17 protein-coding genes are annotated in these 21228 nt (G+C 44.0%); 12 read left to right on the top strand and 5 right to left on the bottom strand.

Annotated features, from left to right (window positions below; genetic code table 11):
• Positions 1 to 8 precede the first annotated feature (8 nt).
• The 12 genes from atpC to ilvA all read left to right on the top strand — a co-directional run bounded on the left by atpC (position 9) and on the right by ilvA (position 14645).
• Positions 9 to 257 (top strand): ATP synthase F1 subunit epsilon, encoded by a 249-nt coding sequence (gene atpC, locus LJ658_RS12410; protein ID WP_230546831.1) that lies wholly within the window; start codon positions 9 to 11, stop codon positions 255 to 257.
• An 801-nt stretch (positions 258 to 1058) separates the two neighbouring features.
• A complete protein-coding gene (ilvD, locus tag LJ658_RS12415; protein ID WP_230546832.1) occupies positions 1059 to 2768 on the top strand; it encodes a dihydroxy-acid dehydratase in 1710 nt (569 codons plus the stop codon).
• Between the two features lie 93 nt (positions 2769 to 2861).
• Positions 2862 to 4601 carry a biosynthetic-type acetolactate synthase large subunit gene (gene ilvB / locus LJ658_RS12420; protein WP_230546833.1) on the top strand — a complete coding sequence of 580 codons (1740 nt, stop codon included), beginning with the start codon at positions 2862 to 2864 and terminating at the stop codon, positions 4599 to 4601.
• 68 nt (positions 4602 to 4669) lie between these two features.
• Entirely contained in the window at positions 4670 to 5275 is a 606-nt protein-coding gene (gene ilvN, locus LJ658_RS12425; RefSeq protein WP_230546834.1) for an acetolactate synthase small subunit, read from the top strand.
• Positions 5276 to 5277: 2 nt separating this feature from the next.
• Complete coding sequence (locus LJ658_RS12430) at positions 5278 to 5856, top strand: O-methyltransferase (protein ID WP_230546835.1); 579 nt, start codon at positions 5278 to 5280, stop codon at positions 5854 to 5856.
• 67 nt (positions 5857 to 5923) lie between these two features.
• Positions 5924 to 6982, top strand: a complete 1059-nt coding sequence (ilvC, locus tag LJ658_RS12435) for a ketol-acid reductoisomerase (protein WP_230546836.1) — start codon at positions 5924 to 5926, stop codon at positions 6980 to 6982.
• Positions 6983 to 7096: 114 nt separating this feature from the next.
• The gene (locus tag LJ658_RS12440; RefSeq protein WP_230546837.1) at positions 7097 to 8281 is read left to right on the top strand and encodes a 2-isopropylmalate synthase; all 1185 of its coding nucleotides are present in this window, start codon (positions 7097 to 7099) and stop codon (positions 8279 to 8281) included.
• A gap of 18 nt (positions 8282 to 8299) precedes the next feature.
• Positions 8300 to 9706 (top strand): 3-isopropylmalate dehydratase large subunit, encoded by a 1407-nt coding sequence (gene leuC, locus LJ658_RS12445; protein ID WP_230546838.1) that lies wholly within the window; start codon positions 8300 to 8302, stop codon positions 9704 to 9706.
• 81 nt (positions 9707 to 9787) lie between these two features.
• Complete coding sequence (gene leuD / locus LJ658_RS12450) at positions 9788 to 10384, top strand: 3-isopropylmalate dehydratase small subunit (RefSeq protein ID WP_230546839.1); 597 nt, start codon at positions 9788 to 9790, stop codon at positions 10382 to 10384.
• Between the two features lie 129 nt (positions 10385 to 10513).
• The gene (locus tag LJ658_RS12455; RefSeq protein WP_230546840.1) at positions 10514 to 12031 is read left to right on the top strand and encodes an alpha-isopropylmalate synthase regulatory domain-containing protein; all 1518 of its coding nucleotides are present in this window, start codon (positions 10514 to 10516) and stop codon (positions 12029 to 12031) included.
• Between the two features lie 97 nt (positions 12032 to 12128).
• Entirely contained in the window at positions 12129 to 13187 is a 1059-nt protein-coding gene (gene leuB / locus LJ658_RS12460) for a 3-isopropylmalate dehydrogenase (RefSeq protein WP_230546841.1), read from the top strand.
• Between the two features lie 210 nt (positions 13188 to 13397).
• Positions 13398 to 14645 carry a threonine ammonia-lyase IlvA gene (gene ilvA, locus LJ658_RS12465; RefSeq protein ID WP_230546842.1) on the top strand — a complete coding sequence of 416 codons (1248 nt, stop codon included), beginning with the start codon at positions 13398 to 13400 and terminating at the stop codon, positions 14643 to 14645.
• A 52-nt stretch (positions 14646 to 14697) separates the two neighbouring features.
• Here ilvA and LJ658_RS12470 read toward each other — a convergent pair whose 3' ends face one another.
• The 5 genes from LJ658_RS12470 to pth form a co-directional block, all read right to left on the bottom strand.
• On the bottom strand, positions 14698 to 15381 hold the full coding sequence (locus LJ658_RS12470) for a carboxypeptidase-like regulatory domain-containing protein (protein WP_230546843.1): 684 nt from the start codon (positions 15379 to 15381) through the stop codon (positions 14698 to 14700).
• Positions 15382 to 15517: 136 nt separating this feature from the next.
• On the bottom strand, positions 15518 to 17605 hold the full coding sequence (locus LJ658_RS12475) for a M1 family metallopeptidase (protein ID WP_230546844.1): 2088 nt from the start codon (positions 17603 to 17605) through the stop codon (positions 15518 to 15520).
• 130 nt (positions 17606 to 17735) lie between these two features.
• Entirely contained in the window at positions 17736 to 18083 is a 348-nt protein-coding gene (locus tag LJ658_RS12480; RefSeq protein ID WP_230546845.1) for a Spx/MgsR family RNA polymerase-binding regulatory protein, read from the bottom strand.
• A gap of 19 nt (positions 18084 to 18102) precedes the next feature.
• Positions 18103 to 20568, bottom strand: coding sequence for an outer membrane beta-barrel protein (locus tag LJ658_RS12485; RefSeq protein WP_230546846.1), 2466 nt, complete (start codon positions 20566 to 20568; stop codon positions 18103 to 18105).
• A gap of 87 nt (positions 20569 to 20655) precedes the next feature.
• Entirely contained in the window at positions 20656 to 21216 is a 561-nt protein-coding gene (gene pth / locus LJ658_RS12490; RefSeq protein ID WP_230546847.1) for an aminoacyl-tRNA hydrolase, read from the bottom strand.
• Positions 21217 to 21228: the final 12 nt, after the last annotated feature.

The raw sequence follows: 21228 nt of genomic DNA on the forward strand, positions 1-21228 counted from the left end.
CTTAACAAATGACATTAGAAATCCTTACTCCCGATAAAAAAGTGTTTGAAGGCGAGGCTACCTCGGTAACTCTTCCGGGCACTTTGGGTTTTTTTGAGATATTGAATCATCACGCCCCTATCATCTCTACTTTACAGGATGGCAAATTAACCGTGCGCGGTAGTGGTAAAGAAGAAGTTTTTTTTATTAAAGGTGGTGTTGTTGAAGCATTAAACAATGTAGTAACTGTTTTGGCCGAAGGCATAGAGCAACGCTAATATCCAATATTAAAATATGGAAAGCCTGGATGAAAAGTCCGGGCTTTTTTGTTTATCATTCTCCTGGGCTTGTTCCAGCCTGTCCCGCTTATCCTATACTTTAAATAGCGGGACAAGTGGGACAACACACAATATCTGAGTAAAAACTGTCTTGGCTGTCTCGCTTGTCTCAATTTCAGAAACCGAGACAAGTGGGACAACCAAGACACCACTATTTACTATCAACTATGTCAATATATACCATGATATAATATATAAGGTGATATTAATACTTAAGCTTCTATTCAATATTTCTGATAAAGAATTTGGCGCGTTACTCCATTAAACAACGGTAATGCGTACGGCAGTTAGATAAATGTAATTCTGAATTTGATATTACTATTAGCTGAGTTGTCCCATCTGTCCGGGACAGTCATAAACACTGAAGCAGCCACACAAATTATGATCTTGGTAATAGCGCTATCCGGTGCCTCAATTTCTAACTATCCTTTTTACCTATTTTAACAAACTTCTTCTCTTCAACCCCAATTTCACGCCGAAAAATCGCCATTTACTATGCATGCATAAAATGAATACCAAATACCGTTTTGAACTTTGGTATAGTAGCTTAAAAATTTAATTTTGTTTTTATTGGTTATTAAAGAATTAAATAGATATATTTAATATTAAATTAAGAATATAGTATTTAATTGAAAAAAATCAGATATGCTATTGCCAGTTTTTTAGGGGATGTCTATCTTAAGGGAAACAAAAACAGATCTTCCAGGAAACCTAAATCCTGCAATAAAAATAACGACTAAAATGAGTTCATCTAACAGCACAACCGGCGTAGAGTTAAATAAGTACAGCAAAACTTTTACGCAGGATCCTACCCAGCCTGCAGCACAGGCCATGCTTTATGGTATTGGCCTGACCGACGATGATATGAAAAAAGCACAGGTAGGTGTGGCAAGTATGGGCTATGACGGCAATACCTGCAACATGCACCTGAATGACCTGGCTAAAATTATTAAACAAGGTATTTGGGCCGAAGACCTGGTGGGCCTGATATTTCACACTATCGGGGTGAGCGATGGTATGAGCAATGGTACCGAGGGTATGCGCTACTCGTTGGTGAGCCGTGATGTAATTGCCGACTCGATTGAAGCCGTTACAGGTGCGCAATATTATGATGGTTTAATTACCCTGCCGGGTTGTGATAAAAACATGCCGGGCTCTATAATGGCTATGGGCCGTTTAAACCGTCCTTCGATAATGGTATATGGCGGTACGATTAAACCGGGCCATTGGAAGGGTGAAGATCTGAATATCGTATCGGCTTTCGAAGCTTTAGGTAAAAAGATAGCCGGTCAGATTAGCCCCGAAGATTTTATGGGTGTTATTAAAAATGCTTGTCCAAGCGCCGGCGCCTGCGGCGGTATATACACTGCCAACACCATGGCTGCGGCTATCGAGGCATTGGGCATGAGCTTGCCTTACTCGTCATCAAACCCTGCTTTAAGCGAGGAAAAGAAAGCCGAGTGTTTAGCAGCCGGTAAAGCCATTAAGATATTATTAGAGAAAGATATTAAACCAAGCGATATCATGACCCGCAAAGCATTTGAGAATGCGATGGTGGTGATTATGGTATTGGGCGGATCAACAAACGCGGTACTGCACATGATAGCCATGGCAAAAAGCGTTGACGTTAAATTAACGCAGGACGATTTCCAGGCGGTAAGTAACCGCATCCCCGTATTGGCTGATATGAAGCCAAGCGGCAAATACATGATGGAAGACCTGCATAACATTGGCGGTGTACCGGCGGTGATGAAATATTGCCTTAAACAAGGCTGGCTGCATGGCGACTGCTTAACCGTAACCGGCAAAACAATTGCCGAGAACATGGAAGAGGTACCTGAAATAGAATTTGACACACAAAAAATTATATGGCCGGTTGAAGCGCCTGTAAAGGCCACTGGTCACTTGCAGATACTGTATGGCAATATTGCCACAGGTGGTAGTGTAGCCAAAATAAGCGGTAAAGAAGGTACTCATTTTGAAGGCCCGGCCCGTGTATTTGATGGCGAATTTGAACTGATTGCAGGCATATCAAGCGGCCGAGTCAAAAAAGGTGATGTGGTGGTTATCCGCAACGTGGGCCCTAAAGGCGCGCCGGGTATGCCAGAGATGCTTAAGCCAACATCAGCAATTTTTGGCGCAGGTTTGGGCAGCTCGGTAGCATTAATTACCGACGGACGCTTTAGCGGTGGAACACACGGTTTTGTGGTGGGCCACATCACCCCCGAAGCTTTTGACGGCGGTGAGATAGGTTTGATTAAAGACGAGGACAAGATCATTATTGATGCTACAACAAACCAGATCAATGTGATGATATCAGACGAAGAGATGGCAGCCCGCAAGGCAGCCTGGATCCAGCCGAAGTTAAAAGTTACCAAAGGTTTACTATACAGGTATGCCAAAACTGTTTCAAACGCAGCCGAAGGTTGCGTAACAGACGAGATGGAATAAAAGGTTGTACGTGTGACGTTATACGTTGTACGTACTTATCAAATTAACAAAAAACGTATAACGTATAACGTACAACGTATAACAATAAACAGTATGGAAGTTGCACAGCAGGAAATACTAACACCGGCACCCGCTAAAGAAACCACCAGGGTTTCCGGCTCGGTTGCACTATTAGAAGCATTAATTGCAGAAGGCGTTGATACCATCTTCGGTTATCCGGGTGGTGCCATTATGCCTATTTATGATGCTTTGTATGATTATAATGATAAACTGAACCATGTATTGGTTCGCCATGAGCAGGGCGGCACACATGCCGGCCAGGGTTACGCACGCACATCGGGCAAAGTGGGCGTGGTTTTCGCCACCAGCGGCCCCGGCGCTACCAACCTGGTAACCGGCCTGGCCGATGCACAGATAGACAGTACACCATTAGTATGCATTACCGGCCAGGTGTTTGCGCACCTTTTGGGTACCGATGCTTTCCAGGAAACGGATGTGATCAATATTACTACGCCGGTTACCAAATGGAACTACCAGGTAACTGATGCCAATGAGATCCCCGAGGTTATTGCCAAAGCTTTTTACATCGCTAAAAGCGGCCGCCCCGGACCGGTACTGATTGACATTACCAAAAACGCGCAGATCCAGTTATTTGATTACGAAGGCTATACAAAATGCGACCATATCCGCAGCTACAGGCCAACACCTATCGTTCGTCCGCAGTATGTTGAGCAGGCAGCAGCATTAATTAACCAGGCTAAAAAACCATTTATCTTATTTGGCCAGGGCGTATTATTAGGCAGCGCCGAGCAGGAATTTAAAGCTTTTGTTGAAAAGAGCGGTATCCCCGCAGCGTGGACCATCCTGGGCGCCGGCGCTATCCCTACGGATCATCCCTTAAATGTGGGTATGTTGGGTATGCATGGCAACTACGGGCCAAACGTATTAACTAATGAGTGCGATGTATTGATTGCCATAGGTATGCGTTTTGATGATCGTGTTACCGGCCGTTTAGATAAATATGCCAAACAGGCCAAAGTTATCCATTTGGATATTGACCCTGCCGAGATCGACAAAAACGTTAAAACAACCGTTCCTGTTTGGGGCGATTGTAAAGAAACCCTGCCGTTATTAACAGCATTGGTTGAAGAAAAACAACATACTGATTGGGTTAAACTATTTAATGAGTACACTCAAAAAGAAGTTGAGGCCGTGATCCATAAAGAATTGAACCCCAGCGACGGTGAAATGACTATGGGCGAAGTGATCAAACAACTAAACGACCTGACCAAAGGCGAAGCGGTGATTGTTACTGATGTTGGCCAGCACCAAATGGTGGCTTGCCGTTACGCGCAGTTTAATAAAACACGCAGCAACGTAACCAGCGGCGGTTTAGGCACCATGGGATTTGCATTACCTGCAGCCATAGGCGCTAAATATGGAGCTCAGGACCGTACCGTGGTAGCTATTATTGGCGATGGCGGTTTCCAGATGACCTGCCAGGAATTAGGCACCATCATGCAATCGGGTGTTGATGTGAAGATCATTATTTTGAATAACCGTTTCCTGGGCATGGTACGCCAGTGGCAGGAGTTGTTTAATGAGCGCAGGTACTCGTTCGTTGATATTCAAAGCCCTGATTTTGTGGCGTTGGCAGCAGCTTACCGCATCCCCGGCAAATGTATCTCTGAACGAGATGAGTTGCAGGGCGCCTTAAAAGAGATGTTAGATAACAAGGGTTCATTCCTGCTTGAAGTAATGGTAACTAAAGAGAACAACGTGTTCCCGATGGTGCCGCAAGGCTGCAGTGTTAGTGAGATCAGGCTTAAATAATCAAAAAGGTAAAAGCCAGTGACCAATGACAGCGAAGCAAAATGACCAGTGACTAATCAATAAAGACAATGAGCAATCAAGAACCAATCCAGCAGGAATTTAACATCACTATCTATACAGAGAACCAGGTTGGTTTGCTAAACAGGATAGCGATCATATTCACGCGTCGTAAAATAAATATAGATAGCCTGAATACTTCTCCGTCAGAGATCGAGAGTATCCACCGCTTTAATATCGTGATCACCGAGTCGGAAGACGTAGTACGCAAGCTTACCCGCCAGATTGAAAAACAGGTAGAGGTTTTAAAAGTATACTACCACACTAATGAAGATGTGATCTGGCAGGAACTGGCGCTTTACAAAGTATCGACAGATGTAATAGCCGAGAAAGTTAGCGTTGAGCGTTTACTGCGCGAAAATGGTGCGCGCGCAGTTGTCATCCGTAAAGATTATACCGTGTTTGAAACAACAGGCCACCGTGAAGAAACCGATAACCTGATCAACATCCTGCAACCCTACGGCCTGATAGAATTTGTGCGCAGCGCAAGGGTGGCAATTATTAAAGACAGCGAAGGCTTTAACGCCAAACTACGCGAGTTTGAGCGTTTAGAGCCCGGCGAAGAAGTGATTGAGAACGAGTATCTGAATAAAGGAGCTAAAGTGTTTACCATGTAATTATGTTTGAACAGATAAGACAACAATATCCGTTAGCCTACAATGCTATAAAAACCGCCAGCGAACGCAGCGGCTTTACGATGGCGTCTGAGGTGTTAACCTGCTCTTTACTTAAAACCTTGGCGGCATCAAAACCTGCCGGTAAATTCCTGGAGCTTGGTACAGGTACGGGTTTAGCTACTACCTGGATATTGGACGGCATGGACAGTGCTTCAACGTTAATATCAATTGATAATGATGAAACCATTTTAAACATCGCCAAAGAAAACCTTGGGGTAGATAAACGCTTAAAATTGATCTGTGCCGATGGCGCCGATTGGATCAGGCAAAATATTAAGCAAAAATTCAGCTTCGTATTTGCCGATGCATGGCCCGGCAAATTTCTGCTGCTTGATGAAGTATTAGGGATGCTGGAAAAAGGCGGAATTTATATCATTGATGATATGCTTCCGCAACAAAACTGGCCCGATGGACACGCTAATAAAGTAACCGACCTATTGGCTTATTTAGATTCAAGGGACGATTTAGCAATAACAAAATTAGGCTGGGCAACCGGCGTAGTAATCATCACAAAAAAATAAATCATAAACATAAACCCCATCGGTGTAGTCATCGGTGAAATCAAAATCAATAAAAAAAAACAAAATCATGGCAAAATTAATTTTCGGCACTACTGAAGAAAATGTAGTAACCCGCGAGGAGTTCCCTTTAGCTAAAGCACAGGACATTTTAAAAAACGAAGTAGTAGCTGTTATCGGTTATGGCGTACAGGGCCCGGGGCAGGCGCTTAATCAAAAAGACAATGGTATCAATGTAATTGTTGGTCAGCGTAAAAATTCTAAATCATGGGATAAAGCTGTCAGCGATGGTTTTGTACCGGGCGAAACTCTTTTTGAGATCGAAGAAGCTCTGGAAAGAGGTACTGTAATTTGTTATTTATTAAGCGATGCCGCACAGATTGCATTATGGCCAACTGTTAAGAAACATTTAACTCCGGGTAAAGCATTATATTTCTCTCATGGTTTCGGTATAACTTTCAATGAGCAAACCGGTATCGTCCCTCCTGCTGATGTTGACGTATTTTTGGTTGCACCAAAAGGGTCAGGTACTTCATTACGTCGTATGTTCCTGCAGGGCCGTGGCTTAAACTCAAGCTACGCTATCTTCCAGGATGCTACAGGCCGTGCTTTTGAGCGTGTTATTGCTTTAGGTATTGCAGTTGGCAGCGGTTATTTATTTGAAACTGATTTCCGTAAAGAGGTTTATAGCGATTTAACCGGCGAGCGTGGTACGCTGATGGGTTGTATCCAGGGTATTTTTGCTGCACAATACGAAGTATTACGCAGCAATGGCCACTCTCCGTCTGAGTCGTTTAACGAAACTGTTGAAGAGTTAACTCAATCATTAATGCCTTTAGTTGCAGAAAATGGTATGGACTGGATGTATGCCAATTGCTCAACCACTGCACAACGCGGTGCTTTAGACTGGTGGAAAAAATTCCGTGACGCTACTAAACCGGTATTTGAAGACCTGTACAAAAGCGTTGCAACCGGTGTTGAGTCACAAAAATCAATTGATTCAAACAGCAAAACTGATTACCGTGAGAAACTGGATGCGGAGTTAAAAGAACTACGCGACAGCGAATTATGGCAGGCAGGCAAAACTGTACGCAGTTTACGCCCCGAAAACCAGGCTGTAGAAGCATAAGTTAAGTAGCAAGTATGTAGTATCAAGTAGCAAGATTGATAAATAAAATGTCTTGCTACTTGATACTAACTACTTGATACTATTAAAAGAAATCAACAACAAACAAAAAAAGATATGTTACACGATCCAAACCGAGTCTACGTTTTTGATACCACGCTGCGCGATGGCGAGCAGGTACCGGGCTGCCAGTTAACTACCCCTGAAAAAATTGAGATTGCCCGTGAACTGGAAGCACTAGGAGTTGACATTATTGAAGCAGGTTTCCCTATATCAAGCCCCGGCGATTTCCAGAGTGTGGTAGAGATATCAAAAGCTGTAAAAAATCCAACCGTTTGCGCGTTAACCCGTGCCAACAAAGGCGATATCGATGCCGCTGTTGAATCATTAAGATATGCCAAGCACCCACGGATCCACACCGGTATTGGCTCGTCTGATATGCATATCAAGAACAAATTTAACAGCACCCGCGAAGAGATTCTGGTGCGTGCTGTTGAAGCGGTAAAATATGCCAAAAAATCTGTTGAAGATATTGAGTTTTATGCGGAGGATGCCGGTCGCGCCGACGTTCACTATTTAGCTCAGATGATTGAGGCAGTAATTGAAGCAGGTGCCACCGTGGTAAATATACCTGATACCAATGGCTACTGCCTGCCCGACCAATATGGTCAAAAAATTAAGTTCCTGAAAGAGAACGTAAAAAATATAGATAAAGCCATTATATCTGTGCATTGCCATAACGATTTGGGTTTAGCTACGGCAAACTCAATCGCAGGCCTGCAAAACGGCGCCCGTCAAATTGAGGGCACTATTAATGGCATTGGTGAGCGTGCAGGTAATACTTCTATTGAAGAAGTAGTGATGATCTTGAAAACTCACCAGGTGCTGGGTTTACATACCAATATCAACACCAGGAATTTTTATGAGCTGAGCCGTATGGTTAGCTCGCAGATGCGCATGCCGGTACAGCCAAACAAGGCTATTGTTGGCAGCAACGCGTTTGCACACAGTTCAGGCATTCACCAGGATGGCTTCCTGAAAAATCGCGAAAACTACGAAATTATCCGCCCTGAAGATGTTGGTTTCCCTAACGCAAGTATTGTATTGACCGCGCGCAGCGGCAGGCATGCTTTAAAGTTCCATTTAGAACGTTTGGGAATCAACCTGAATAAGGAAGAATTAGGCGATGCTTATCACCGTTTCCTTACCCTGGCCGATAATAAATTAGATATAAATGATGATGACCTTTTATTGTTAATGACGGGCGACAATATGTACGTTCAGTCGGTGCAAAAAAGATAATAAATACAATTTAAAAAAATGAGCAAGACATTATTTGATAAGGTGTGGGATGCACACGTAGTACGTAAGATTGAAGGCGGGCCGGACGTGCTTTTTATTGACAGACACCTTATTCACGAAGTTACCAGCCCTGTTGCCTTTTTAGGCTTAAAAACCAGGGGCACTACCGTTTTGTACCCTAACCGTACATTCGCCACTGCCGATCATAATACACCAACCATTAACCAGCATTTACCGGTTGCTGACCCACTGTCAGCCAACCAGTTACACATGCTCGAAGAAAACTCAAATGAGTATGGCATTAGCTATTGGGGCCTGGGCCATCAAAAAAATGGCATCGTACACGTAGTTGGGCCAGAGTATGGTATCACCCAGCCGGGTGCAACCATCGTTTGCGGCGACTCGCACACGTCAACTCACGGTGCATTTGGCGCTATTGCTTTTGGCATCGGCACATCTGAGGTGGAAATGGTATTGGCTACCCAATGTATCATGCAGCCAAAGCCTAAAAAAATGCGCATTAATGTTAATGGCAAATTAGGCAAAGGTGTTACGCCTAAGGATGTTGCGCTATTTATTATTTCGCAATTAACAACCTCGGGGGCTACCGGCTATTTTGTGGAGTATGCCGGCGATGTTTTTGAAAACATGACCATGGAAGGCCGCATGACAGTTTGTAACCTTAGTATTGAAATGGGCGCACGTGGCGGTATGATCGCTCCGGATGAAACCACTATCAACTACGTAAAGGGCCGCGAATTTAGCCCAAAAGGCGAAGCCTGGGACAGGGCATTAGCCTATTACAAAACACTAAAAACGGATGCCGATGCGGTATTTGATAAAGAATTAACTTTTGATGGTTCAGCTATCGAGCCAATGATTACCTACGGTACTAATCCGGGTATGGGCATGGGTATATCTCATGAAATCCCCGACGCTGCTGACGTTGAAGGCGGAGCCGCAACCTATGCAAAATCATTAGGTTATATGGGCTTCAGCGAAGGTCAGAGCATGATTGGCAAACAGGTGGATTTTGTTTTTGTGGGCAGCTGCACCAACGGCCGTATTGAAGATTTCAGGGCGTTTACCTCGTTGGTAAAAGGCAAACATAAGGCCGATAATGTTACGGCCTGGTTAGTACCCGGATCGCACATTGTTGAGGCACAAATTAAAGAAGAAGGCTTACTGGATATTTTAACCGAAGCCGGATTTGAATTGCGCCAGCCGGGTTGCTCGGCCTGTTTAGCTATGAATGATGATAAAGTACCTGCCGGCAAATACGCAGTAAGTACCTCAAACAGGAACTTTGAAGGCAGACAGGGACCGGGCTCACGCACCATGCTGGCCAGCCCGCTTGTTGCAGCAGCAGCAGCAGTTACCGGCGTAGTAACAGATCCGAGAACATTAATTGAAGAACTTGTTTAATTAGTCTTGAGTCTTAAGTCCTTAGTCGAAAGTAAATTAAATCGACTATAGACTTAGACTAACGACTACAGACTTAAAAAAATGGCTTACGATAAATTTAATATACTTACAAGCACCGCGGTACCATTGCCTATTGAAAATGTGGATACCGACCAATTAATACCTGCACGTTTTTTAAAAGCTACAGAGCGCGTTGGTTTTGGTGACAACCTTTTCCGCGACTGGCGGTATAACCCGGACAATACACCTAAAAAAGATTTTGTATTAAACGACCCTACCTACACCGGTAAAATATTGGTTGGCGGTAAAAACTTCGGTTCAGGCTCATCGCGCGAGCACGCTGCCTGGGCGGTTTATGATTATGGTTTCCGTTGCGTGGTATCCAGTTTCTTTGCCGATATTTTTAGAGGCAACTGCTTAAACATAGGCGTGTTACCGGTACAGGTTAGCCCCGAATTTGCCGAGAAGATCTTCGCGGCGATATTTGCCGACCCCAAAACAGAAATTGAAGTGAATCTGCCAAATCAAACCATCACCCTGTTAGCTACCGGCGAAAAAGAAACGTTTGATATTAACTCTTACAAAAAGAACAACATGCTTAACGGCTTTGATGATATTGACTATCTGCAAAGCATAAAAGGAGAAATTGAGGAATTTGCAGCGCAGCTTCCTATATAACCGGGCGTTATGCTACAAGTTCCTTCCCCGGAGGAATTTCACCTTTGATATCATAACAAAGCGTTTCATAATGTGGAGACGCTTTTACCTTAATATACAGTTGCTACTTTGCCAGACCAACCAATTACAATGGAAAGAAGGAAAATAGAGATAATGGATACCACACTCCGCGATGGCGAACAAACATCAGGCGTGTCATTCTCCATATCCGAAAAACTAACCATCACGCAGCTATTATTAGAGGAGTTGAATGTTGACCGCGTTGAGATAGCATCGGCACGTGTATCCGAAGGTGAATTTCAGGCTGTTAAAACAATTTTAGACTGGGCGGCTATCCACGGCTACACCAACCGGATAGAAGTATTGTCGTTTGTTGACAACGGCGTATCTATTGAGTGGATGATCAACGCCGGCGTTAAGGTGCAGAACCTTTTAACCAAAGGCTCATTAAACCACCTCACCCATCAGCTTAAAAAAACACCCGAACAGCACTTTGCAGAGATAACACAGGTAATTGAGCTGGCCGCTAAAAACGGCATAGCCACTAACGTCTATTTAGAGGATTGGAGCAACGGCATGCGCAATTCGCCCGAGTATGTTTACCAGTACCTTGATTTTATTATCCAACAGCCGGTAAAAAGGATTTTATTACCGGATACGCTGGGCGTTTTAACTCCCGCCGAAACCTATCAATTTTTATCGGCACTGATTACCAGGTACCCTGATACGCATTTTGATTTCCATGCGCATAATGACTATGACCTGGGCACCGCCAATGTATTGGAAGCCGTAAAAGCAGGCATAAGCGGCTTGCACCTTACCATTAACGGTATGGGCGAACGTGCGGGTAATGCGGCACTGGCCAGTGCTGTGGCCGTAATCAATGACTTTGTGCCGGAGGTTGAAATAGGGTTGAAAGAATCGTCTATTTATAAAGTCAGCAAGCTGGTTGAAACTTTCTCGGGCGTGCGGATCCCTACCAACAAACCCATCGTCGGCGAAAATGTGTTTACGCAAACAGCCGGCATCCATGCTGATGGCGACAACAAGAACAACCTTTATTTTAATGACCTGCTGCCCGAACGTTTTGGCCGCAAGCGTAATTATGCACTGGGTAAAACATCCGGCAAGGCCAATATTGAAAAAAACCTGCAGGAACTTGGGCTTAAATTAAACGATGCCGATTTGAAGAAGGTTACCCAGCGTGTTATTGAGCTGGGCGATAAAAAAGAAACCGTAACCAAGGAAGATCTGCCATATATTATATCTGATGTATTGGATAGCAGCCTGTATGACGAAAAGGTTATTGTAGATTCATACGTGCTGATGAACGCAATGGGTTTGCGCCCGTCGGCTACCATAGCTATGAGCATCGATGGCGAAAAATTTGAAGAGAATGCGCAGGGCGACGGCCAGTTTGACGCTTTTATGAACGCGCTGGCTAAAGTTTATGCTAAAAAACAAAGGACATTACCAAAGCTGATAGATTATGCGGTACGTATAGCTCCCGGCAGTTCCTCTGACGCCTTGTGCGAAACCATCATTACCTGGGAAACCGATCAAAAGAAATTCATAACCCGCGGGTTAGATTCCGATCAGACGGTTTGCGCTATTAAAGCGACGCAGAAAATGCTGAATATCATATAGAGGTTAGAGATTGGTGATTAGAGATTAGGAATAAAATTGAACAAAAAATCGATGTAATCAACACAACATCGGTGTAATCATAAAACACAACTATAAAATGAAACTAAATATCGCCCTTTTAGCAGGAGATGGAATTGGACCAGAGGTTATTGACCAGGCCGTTAAAGTATCTAACGCTGTAGCAAAAAAATTTAATCATGAAATTGTTTGGACGGCTGCCTTAACCGGTGCTGCCGCGATAGATGCTGTTGGCGAACCTTACCCGGATTCGACTCATGAGGTTTGTATGGCTGCTGACGCGGTATTGTTTGGTGCTATCGGCCACCCACGTTTTGATAACGACCCAACCGCTAAAGTACGCCCGGAACAAGGCTTATTGAAGATGCGTAAAAAACTGGGGCTGTTTGCAAACGTACGACCTACGTTTACCTTCCCTTCGTTAATTGACAATTCGCCGCTTAAACGCGAGCGTATTGAGGGTACTGACCTGATCATCCTGCGCGAGCTTACCGGTGGTATTTACTTCGGCGAGCGCGGCAGATCAGAAGACGGAAATACTGCTTTTGATACTTGTACGTACACCAAAGACGAAGTAGTGCGTTTAGCTAAACTTGGTTTTGAAATGGCGATGCAGCGCAGCAAAAAATTATGCTGTGTAGATAAAGCTAACGTTTTGGAGACCTCACGCCTTTGGAGACAAACCGTACAGGCAATGGAAAAAGATTATCCTGAAGTTACCGTTAGTTATGAGTTTGTTGATGCTGTGGCTATGCGCCTGGTACAATGGCCAAGCAGCTACGATGTATTGATCACCGAAAATTTATTTGGCGATATCCTGACCGATGAAGCATCGGTAATATCAGGATCAATGGGATTAATGCCGTCATCATCAATCGGCGTTCATACGTCGTTATTTGAGCCTATACATGGTTCGTACCCGCAGGCAGCAGGTAAAGATATCGCTAATCCGTTAGCAACCGTATTATCAGCAGCTATGATGTTTGAGGATGCGTTTGGTTTGAAGGAAGAAGCAGAACTGATCCGCAGCGTTGTAAATAAATCATTAGCCGAAGGTATCGTAACAGAGGACCTTGCCGGTAAAAATAAAGCTTATAAAACCAGCGAAGTAGGCGATTGGCTGGCACAAAACATATAGTTCGCCCGTTAACCCCCTGAAGGGGGAATAATTAATGATATTCAAAGCCTCGTTTTAAAGAACGGGGCTTTGTCATTTCGAATGAGCGTAGCGAAGAGAAATCTTAAACGCTGGTAGGCGGATCGCTCGTTTAAGATTGCTCACTCATTCCTCGTTTCGAAATGACAATAAAGAATTACCTTTACACCTATAAATAATACACTTTCAAGTATGTCAGTCAACACCGTTAAAATAGATTTCGAAGCCGCCGCAAAGCGATTAAAGGACGTTGTAAAACATACCCCGCTTATTTATAATCCGCGCCTTTCAGAAAAATACGATTGCGAGATCTACCTTAAGCGCGAGGACCTGCAAATTGTGCGTTCTTACAAACTGCGCGGCGCCTATAACATGATAAGCCAGTTAAGTGCTGACGAATTAAACCGCGGGGTGGTTTGCGCCAGCGCGGGCAATCATGCGCAGGGAGTAGCTTTCTCCTGCGATAAATTGGGTACCAAAGGCGTAATTTTTATGCCCGAGATCACCCCGAAACAAAAAGTACAGCAAACAGAAATGTTTGGCAACGGCAGCGTTGAGCTGGTGTTGGTAGGCGATACTTTTGATGATTGCCTGATGGAGGCCCTTGCCTATACTGCTAAACATCAAATGACCTTCATCCCCCCTTTTGATAATTATAGTATCATTGAGGGCCAGGGAACAGTTGGTGTAGAGATATTAGAAGACCTGCCGGATACCGAAGTAGTGATCATGCCTATCGGTGGTGGCGGCCTGGCAGCCGGCGCCGGAACTTATCTTAAAGAAAAAAATCCAACTATAACATTGATAGGTGTTGAGCCCGAAGGCGCTCCGTCTATGATGGAAGCGTTTAAACATGGTGGCCCGGTTACTTTACCGCAAATAGACCGTTTTGTTGATGGTGCATCCGTTAAACGTGTAGGTAATTTAACCTATAGCCTTTGTACTAAAGTCCTGGATGAAATAAAGCTTGCCGCCGAAGGTAAAGTTTGTACAACCATCCTGAAATTATATAACGAGGAGGCGATAGTGGTTGAGCCTGCCGGTGCATTGTCAGTTGCAGTTTTGGACCAATGTAGAGACCAGATCAAAGGTAAAAAGGTGGTTTGTGTTATCAGCGGCGGTAACAACGACATTGCCCGGATGCAGGAGATCAAAGAAAAATCATTATTGTATGAAGGATTGAAACATTACTTCATCGTCCGTTTCCCGCAGCGCCCGGGTGCACTAAAGCTATTTGTGAACAATGTATTGGGCCCACATGACGATATTACCCGTTTTGAGTTCATCAAAAAAACAGAGAAAGAACAAGGCCCTGCCCTGGTAGGCATCGAGCTGGCTAACAGGAATGATTATGAAGGGCTTTTAAAACGATTTAAAGAACACCGTTTTGAAGTTATTGAATTGAATAAGGAACAGACGTTGTTTGAATATTTGGTCTAATCATAAAAGAAGATTTGACAATCTTACCAGGTTGTCAAATCTATTCACACAATTATTGCCCGTTTAAACCCGGCAGTTTCCGTTTCTCGGGCGGCAATGCCTTATATTTCTGATAAGAATCATTGATATATACCGCCAGCGAGGGGCCGGTGTTATTTTTTACATAAGCATAACTTGGACGATACAGGGCCATAAAGTTTTGCAGCTCAATGCCTTTTAAGGGCACCAGCGAGCCAACGTAACTGGCAGTGTAATATTTATCTACATAACGTTCGCGTTCCTCGATAGCAAAAAAGCGTTTTAAACGCCTGGCATCCTTACCCTCTTTGGAAAACCAGGTGCTTGGCGAGAATACATAAACCTTGCTTTTGGTGTAAACCTCGGGATACTCGGTACGGGGATTAAACGTTGCCGCGCGTGAGTTAATATTAACCTCTTTTAAAACGATGCCCACCTGTTTCAATTCAACCCTTATCGGCCTCATATCCGCCAAAAACAGCGTATCAGACAGATAGCCCGGCGAATCAAAAATAAGCGTATGGCCGGTCGCCGCCCTTATTTCAAATCTGCCGTTCTTATCAACCAGGGTTATTTGTTTGTTATTGGTATTATGCACAAACACATTGCTTAGCTTTTCATGTGTGTCCGCTTCCACTACCGTCCCTTTTAATATATCCTGCGCATTGGCGTAACAGGTTATCAGCAACAATACAATAATTCCGAGATAGCGTTTCATAGGTTGTGTGTTATACGACTAAGGTAAATCAATTATAATACCAATAGTTGGTATTACCATATATTTTAACATTGGCTGTTTAAAATTAACAAACCTATTACAAACAAAAAACCCGGCATTGAGCCGGGTTCCTGTTTTATTGTTTTTTCCAAACGTTGTTTGACGGGTTATAATCCGGCAATGTCGAGTCAGGGTTATAGGTGACAGACTCGATTGGTTCGTTAGACATATATCTAAACGACCAGCTTACGTTACGCTCCCAGATCTCGCCGGTAAAGTTTACGCGCTCGGTTTTGCCGCTAACGGTTTTAATTTCCAACACCACAGGCATTGCCATCTTCTCCAGGTTATCAATAGTGATGATAGCCCCCTTGGTTGGGTCATTATCAATATACTTCACATCGCGAACGGAAACGTCAAGGCGCCAGTTGTTTTCAAACCAGCCTCTCCAAAACCATTGCAGGCTCTCGCCTGCCGCGTTTTCCATCGTTCTGAAAAAGTCGTCAGGTGTAGGGTGTTTATAGGCCCAGCGGTTAATGTAAGTTTTAAACGCGAAATCAAAACGCTCGGGCCCCAATATCTGCTCGCGCAGCATAACCAGGCCCGCACTTGGTTTGCTATACAACAAGGTACCGTTATTAGTTTCTTTCAGGTTATCCGGATTGCTTAATATTGGCTCCAACCCGGGGCGGGTAAAATTTTTCCAGTTAGTTAGCAAACGCTCGGCATTGGCTGGCTTATAAAACTCGCCGTTTAATGAATTTTGGGTTGATAAAGTATTGATAAACGTATTGAAACCCTCGTCCATCCAACCATACAAACGCTCGTTTGATCCTACGATCATCGGGAACCAGTTATGGCCAAACTCATGATCAGTTACGCCCCAGCCGCCGGCTAAGCTGCAAAATACAAGGCCCGGATATTCCATACCACCTGCTTTACCGGCAACACCCGTAGCAGCAGGATATGAATACTCAAACCATTTTTTTGAATTATACTCTATCGATGCTTTAATAAACTCGGTGCCACGGCTCCATTGGCCACCACCTGCTGTGCTGCTTTCAACCGGATAGGCTGATATTGCCAATGATTTTTTGCCGCTTGGCAAATTCATTCTGGCGGCGTCAACTATAAATGATGCAGATGCGCCCCAGGAAGCATCACGTGCGTTCCTGATCTGGAAGTGCCAGGTTAATTCTTTTTTTCCTGCCGGACGCGACGCGGGATCAGTAACCTCATCCGCAGTACGGATCATTACTGTTTTATCGCTTTGGGCCGCAGCTGCCCATCTTTTTTGCTGCTCGGGTGTATAAACATCTTTAGCGTTCAGCAATTCGCCCGAACATACCACAATGTCTTTTGCCGGCGCGGTAATGTTAATATCAAAATCGCCATACTCTAAATAAAACTCACTCTCGCCGGTATAGGGAAGCGTGTTCCAGCCCTGCACATCATCATACACACACATACGCGGGTACCATTGCGCCACCTGGAAGATCTTGCCATTTCTTGACTGGCCCTTTTCTGTACCCTGTAAGATGATACCCATACGGTCTGATCCATAGTCAGGCGATACAAATGAATATTCTATTTTAAGTTTAAGCTGACCGCCTTCGGCGGCTAACTGTGCCGGTAAAAATACCTGCATGCGGGTATCATTGATCAGGTATTTTGCATCAACCTCAGCAACGGTATTGCTGCCTTTGGTTATACTTAAAACTTTTACTGATTTTATTTTAAAGCCGGCATCAAACACCTGGCCCTGGCCCCAGTTACGGCTGCGTGGGGTCCCGGTATTGTCAAGCGGCACTTGTTTTATACCTCTCGAGTCCTGTTTAAATAGGTTTTGATCTAACTGCATCCATATAAAGCCCAGCTTTTGCGGGCTGTTATTGGTGTAGGTTAATATCTCGGTACCTACCACTTCGTTGGCATCCTCATGCAAGGTAGCATTTAGCTGGTAGTCGGCTCGGTTTTGCCAGTATTTGGGGCCCGGCTGACCATCGGCTGCGCGCATTTCATTACCATTTTTGGTATAAAAAAACGGCTTAAAGGTTTCGTGGTAATCGTAATTGGTTGGCGGGGCATTCGGGTCGGCAACCTCAACGGCGCGGCCCGTGATGCGTGCTTGTTGCTGGGCCGCGGTTGGCGTAGTTTGAGCCTTAGCGGCGCCCATACCAGCGCAAAAAGCCAGTACAAAACCGGCATTAATGTTAAATTTCATCAGCTATTTTAGTTTGAGTTGTAAAAATAAAAAAATAAGGCAATCAAATTATACGTAAGTAAATTATTACATCAGCGTAGCGAATACGCTATACGAGATTATTTTGCGTGAGACGCAAAATATGATGTCTCTACCGCTTAAAATGAGATTGATAAGCAGCCTCATCAAAGCCAAAAAACAAAAAGTCGCCATCCTCAATAACGGGGCGTTTAATCATGCTGGTTTTTTGTTGTAAAAGTTGCAGGGCATCTTCCCTGGTCCTGATGCTGTCCTTGGTTGCCGGGGCAAGTTGTTTCCAGGTAAGCCCCTGTTTGTTTAAAAACTTTTCATAACCGGCTTTGCTGTCCCACTCCTGCAGCTTTTCCTGGCTTATACCCAGTTTTTTAAAATCATGAAACTCATAAATAACGTCATTGGCCTTGAACCAGTCGAGCGCTTTTTTAACTGTATTGCAATTGGTGATCCCGTAAACTTTCATGCGGTAAATTTACAAGTTATTAATTACCGCCGCCAGTACTTTTACCGGAACCGCCCCTGGTATCGTCATTATTAATGCCGCGCTTGTTCTTCTTTATGTCGCTGTTGAGCTTGCCAAATTTGTAGTTAAACCTTACGGCAAGTGTGCGGTAAAAATTTTGGTTGTATGATGTCTGATAATAATCAGCCGTGGTAGTGCTTGACCTAAATGATCTGAATTTGCTGTAAGGGTTATTTGCCACCAGCGATATAGTAGCCGTTTTGTTTAAAAACTCTTTTGACATAACATAAGACGAATATATAAACGCGTTTGATTGTCCTTGCAAAACCACATTACCGCTGTAATAGCCGGCATCAATATTAAAACGGTAACCTTTATCAAACTTGTAAACAAGGCCGCCGAAAGCATTGCCGGTATAACCACTATTTTTATACATCTGGCCATTATATTGCCCTTTTAGCCACACATGGTTTAGCTGGGCATTTATATTAAAGGTTAGTTTTTGGGTAATGTTAAGGTTGGTGTTAAGATTTAGCCCCAGCGTATTGTTGCTGCCCAGGTCTTGGAAAGTTGTAATGGTAACGGTATCCAATTTACCGGCAACATTATTTACCTGTAAACCCGATACATTTTGTATCGAGTTGTTTGAAAACGAGTAGCTTAAGCCGATATTGATTGGCGTTTTAGAGAAATTACTGTAAGTAAACTCGAACGAATTATTTAACTCGGGCCGCAGACCGGCATTACCGGTGCTGATAAATTTGGGGTTGGTTTGATCAACAAATGGATTGAGCTGGTAAATAACCGGGCGCTGTATGCGTTGCGTAAAACCCAGGTTAAGGCTGCTGCCTTTTAAATTGCGTTGTATGGATATAGACGGTATAAAATTATTATAATCCTGTTTTACCGTGGTGCCTGCAGATGAAAAATCGGCATCAACAGTGGTGTGCTCCAAGCGCAGCCCTGCTTTGGCTGCCCATTTATCCAGCTTTAGCTGATATGAATTATAAAAGCTGTATACATTTTGGCGGTAATTAAAATCATTGGTTTGGCCGGGGTTGGTTATATAGGTATTGGTACTGTAATCTTTATCATCTAAATGATAATTGCTGAAATTATTACGCATAATGCCCTTGGCGCCGGCTTCAATCGTGATTTTTTTAAAGGGATGCGCATAATCCAACTGGATGGTGTGCTCACGGTTGCCGGCTTTATTATATTGCTGAAAATCTGGATGCGACGTTGTTGGATAATTTATACGATCAGAAAAAAGGTTATCATTAAACTGATTGTAAGGGGCATAATTATATTTATAGGACAGCGTAAGCAAACGGTCTTTTTTATTTTTAAAACCCAACTGATAGTTGATGGCCCCACCACCACCCGCCTCATTGCCATTGCCGGTGTTGGCCAGGCTATATCCCTGGTCTATACCGCCAGAACCATTGGTAAGTGTAGAGGATTGGTTATTATACTGGTTAAAATCATTGCCGTAAAATTCAAGGGACGCGGTTAGGAGGTTAAGCGAGTCTATCTCATAACTCAACTCGGCATTACCGTATTGATAATTGCCGCCAAAAGCATTGATCCCGCTTTGCGACAGGGTAGACTGCTGGCTGAAAAAATTTTGCGTACTGCCCGATTCTCTTTTACGGTTAATATTACCGCCCTGCCCAAAACCTCCAAACGCCGACATACCAAATTTACCCTGCTTAACCGTGCTGTTGATATTGATGCCGGGGCCCCAAACAGTATTCATCCGTCCGTTTATACCCACGTTATATCCCTGATCCGCATTTTTTTTAGTGATGATATTGATGATGCCTGCCAAACCCTCGGCATCGTACTTCGCCGGAGGCGTGGTGATTACTTCTATCCTTTCAACATTGGTTGCAGGCATGGCTTTTAATATGTCCGACGGACTTTTGGCAACTAAAGCTGACTCGCGACCGTTCACCAGGATCTTATAGTTACTGTTACCCTTTAATTTAATAGCGTCATTGCCATCTACAGATAACAGCGGTACTTTGCGCATCATGTCTAATGCGGATACCGCTTTGCTTTCCGGATCGGCCTGTACATCGTAGCTTATCCTGTCAACCTCGCGCTTCATTAATGGTTTGGCAGCGGTTATGGTAACACCCGCAAGTTGTTTAGTGACCGGCGACAGGACGATATTACCGACAGCAACAGCGCCAACGCTATCTGTTAAGCTAAGCATCTTGGGCTGATACCCTGCATTGGCAAACACCAGCCGATAGATTTTAGAGGGCACATCAAGCTCAAAACTACCATCGTCGCTGGTAAGTATGCTCTTAACTGCTACCTGTGTTTTAGCGCTCTGCAAGGCAACGGTGGCATAGCCAATAGGCTTATTAGTAACCGAGTCGGTCACTACGCCTTTGATCAATAAAGTTTTTGGAGCCTGGGCAAATATCGATGCAGCTATACAAATTGTGAAAAAGGTAAGGATAAGTTTTTTCATAAGCGTTTGATATAAAGACACTAAAGTCTTTATATCGTTACACTTTTTAAAAACTTTAACATAAATTTAACTAAAGGATGATTTTGGCTACTTATTAAACTTCGTCATCGTCAACTCCGTCCCTATCGTTGCAAAGCTTTTTATCATTTCGATAGACCGGTCTATCAGCGCAGGCAATTCAGGTTTTTCGTCATCATCAAATCCGCTTAATACATAATCAACCTGGCGGCCTTTGGGGTAGTTATCGCCGACACCAAAACGCAGGCGGGCGTATTCATTATTGCCCAGGGTGGCTTCTATATGTTTTAAGCCGTTATGGCCGGCGGCGCTGCCTTTGGGTTTAAGGCGCAGCGTGCCTAATGGCAGGGCAATATCATCAACCAATACCAATACGTTCTCTACCGGTATCTTAAGCTCCTTCATCCAATGGTTAACTGCCTTGCCGCTAAGATTCATGTAAGTTGTTGGCTTAATCAGGCATAGCGTACGGCCCTTGTAAGTTACTTCGGTATAATAAGCCAGGCGCATGTTATGAAACTTCGCACCTTCCTGCCTGGCCAGTTCATCCAATATCATAAAACCAATGTTATGCCTCGTATCAGCATACTCGGGACCAATATTACCTAAACCAACAATCAGATACTTCATTTCGTTTTACAC

The sequence above is a fragment of the Mucilaginibacter sp. UR6-11 genome (assembly GCF_020880695.1).
Taxonomy (GTDB): domain Bacteria; phylum Bacteroidota; class Bacteroidia; order Sphingobacteriales; family Sphingobacteriaceae; genus Mucilaginibacter.

Coding starts and splice junctions, on each gene's coding strand:
- atpC (WP_230546831.1), top strand. CDS start 9: ATGACATTAGAAATCCTTACTCCCGATAAAAAAGTGTTTGAAGGCGAG.
- ilvD (WP_230546832.1), top strand. CDS start 1,059: ATGAGTTCATCTAACAGCACAACCGGCGTAGAGTTAAATAAGTACAGC.
- ilvB (WP_230546833.1), top strand. CDS start 2,862: ATGGAAGTTGCACAGCAGGAAATACTAACACCGGCACCCGCTAAAGAA.
- ilvN (WP_230546834.1), top strand. CDS start 4,670: ATGAGCAATCAAGAACCAATCCAGCAGGAATTTAACATCACTATCTAT.
- LJ658_RS12430 (WP_230546835.1), top strand. CDS start 5,278: ATGTTTGAACAGATAAGACAACAATATCCGTTAGCCTACAATGCTATA.
- ilvC (WP_230546836.1), top strand. CDS start 5,924: ATGGCAAAATTAATTTTCGGCACTACTGAAGAAAATGTAGTAACCCGC.
- LJ658_RS12440 (WP_230546837.1), top strand. CDS start 7,097: ATGTTACACGATCCAAACCGAGTCTACGTTTTTGATACCACGCTGCGC.
- leuC (WP_230546838.1), top strand. CDS start 8,300: ATGAGCAAGACATTATTTGATAAGGTGTGGGATGCACACGTAGTACGT.
- leuD (WP_230546839.1), top strand. CDS start 9,788: ATGGCTTACGATAAATTTAATATACTTACAAGCACCGCGGTACCATTG.
- LJ658_RS12455 (WP_230546840.1), top strand. CDS start 10,514: ATGGAAAGAAGGAAAATAGAGATAATGGATACCACACTCCGCGATGGC.
- leuB (WP_230546841.1), top strand. CDS start 12,129: ATGAAACTAAATATCGCCCTTTTAGCAGGAGATGGAATTGGACCAGAG.
- ilvA (WP_230546842.1), top strand. CDS start 13,398: ATGTCAGTCAACACCGTTAAAATAGATTTCGAAGCCGCCGCAAAGCGA.
- LJ658_RS12470 (WP_230546843.1), bottom strand. CDS start 15,381: ATGAAACGCTATCTCGGAATTATTGTATTGTTGCTGATAACCTGTTAC.
- LJ658_RS12475 (WP_230546844.1), bottom strand. CDS start 17,605: ATGAAATTTAACATTAATGCCGGTTTTGTACTGGCTTTTTGCGCTGGT.
- LJ658_RS12480 (WP_230546845.1), bottom strand. CDS start 18,083: ATGAAAGTTTACGGGATCACCAATTGCAATACAGTTAAAAAAGCGCTC.
- LJ658_RS12485 (WP_230546846.1), bottom strand. CDS start 20,568: ATGAAAAAACTTATCCTTACCTTTTTCACAATTTGTATAGCTGCATCG.
- pth (WP_230546847.1), bottom strand. CDS start 21,216: ATGAAGTATCTGATTGTTGGTTTAGGTAATATTGGTCCCGAGTATGCT.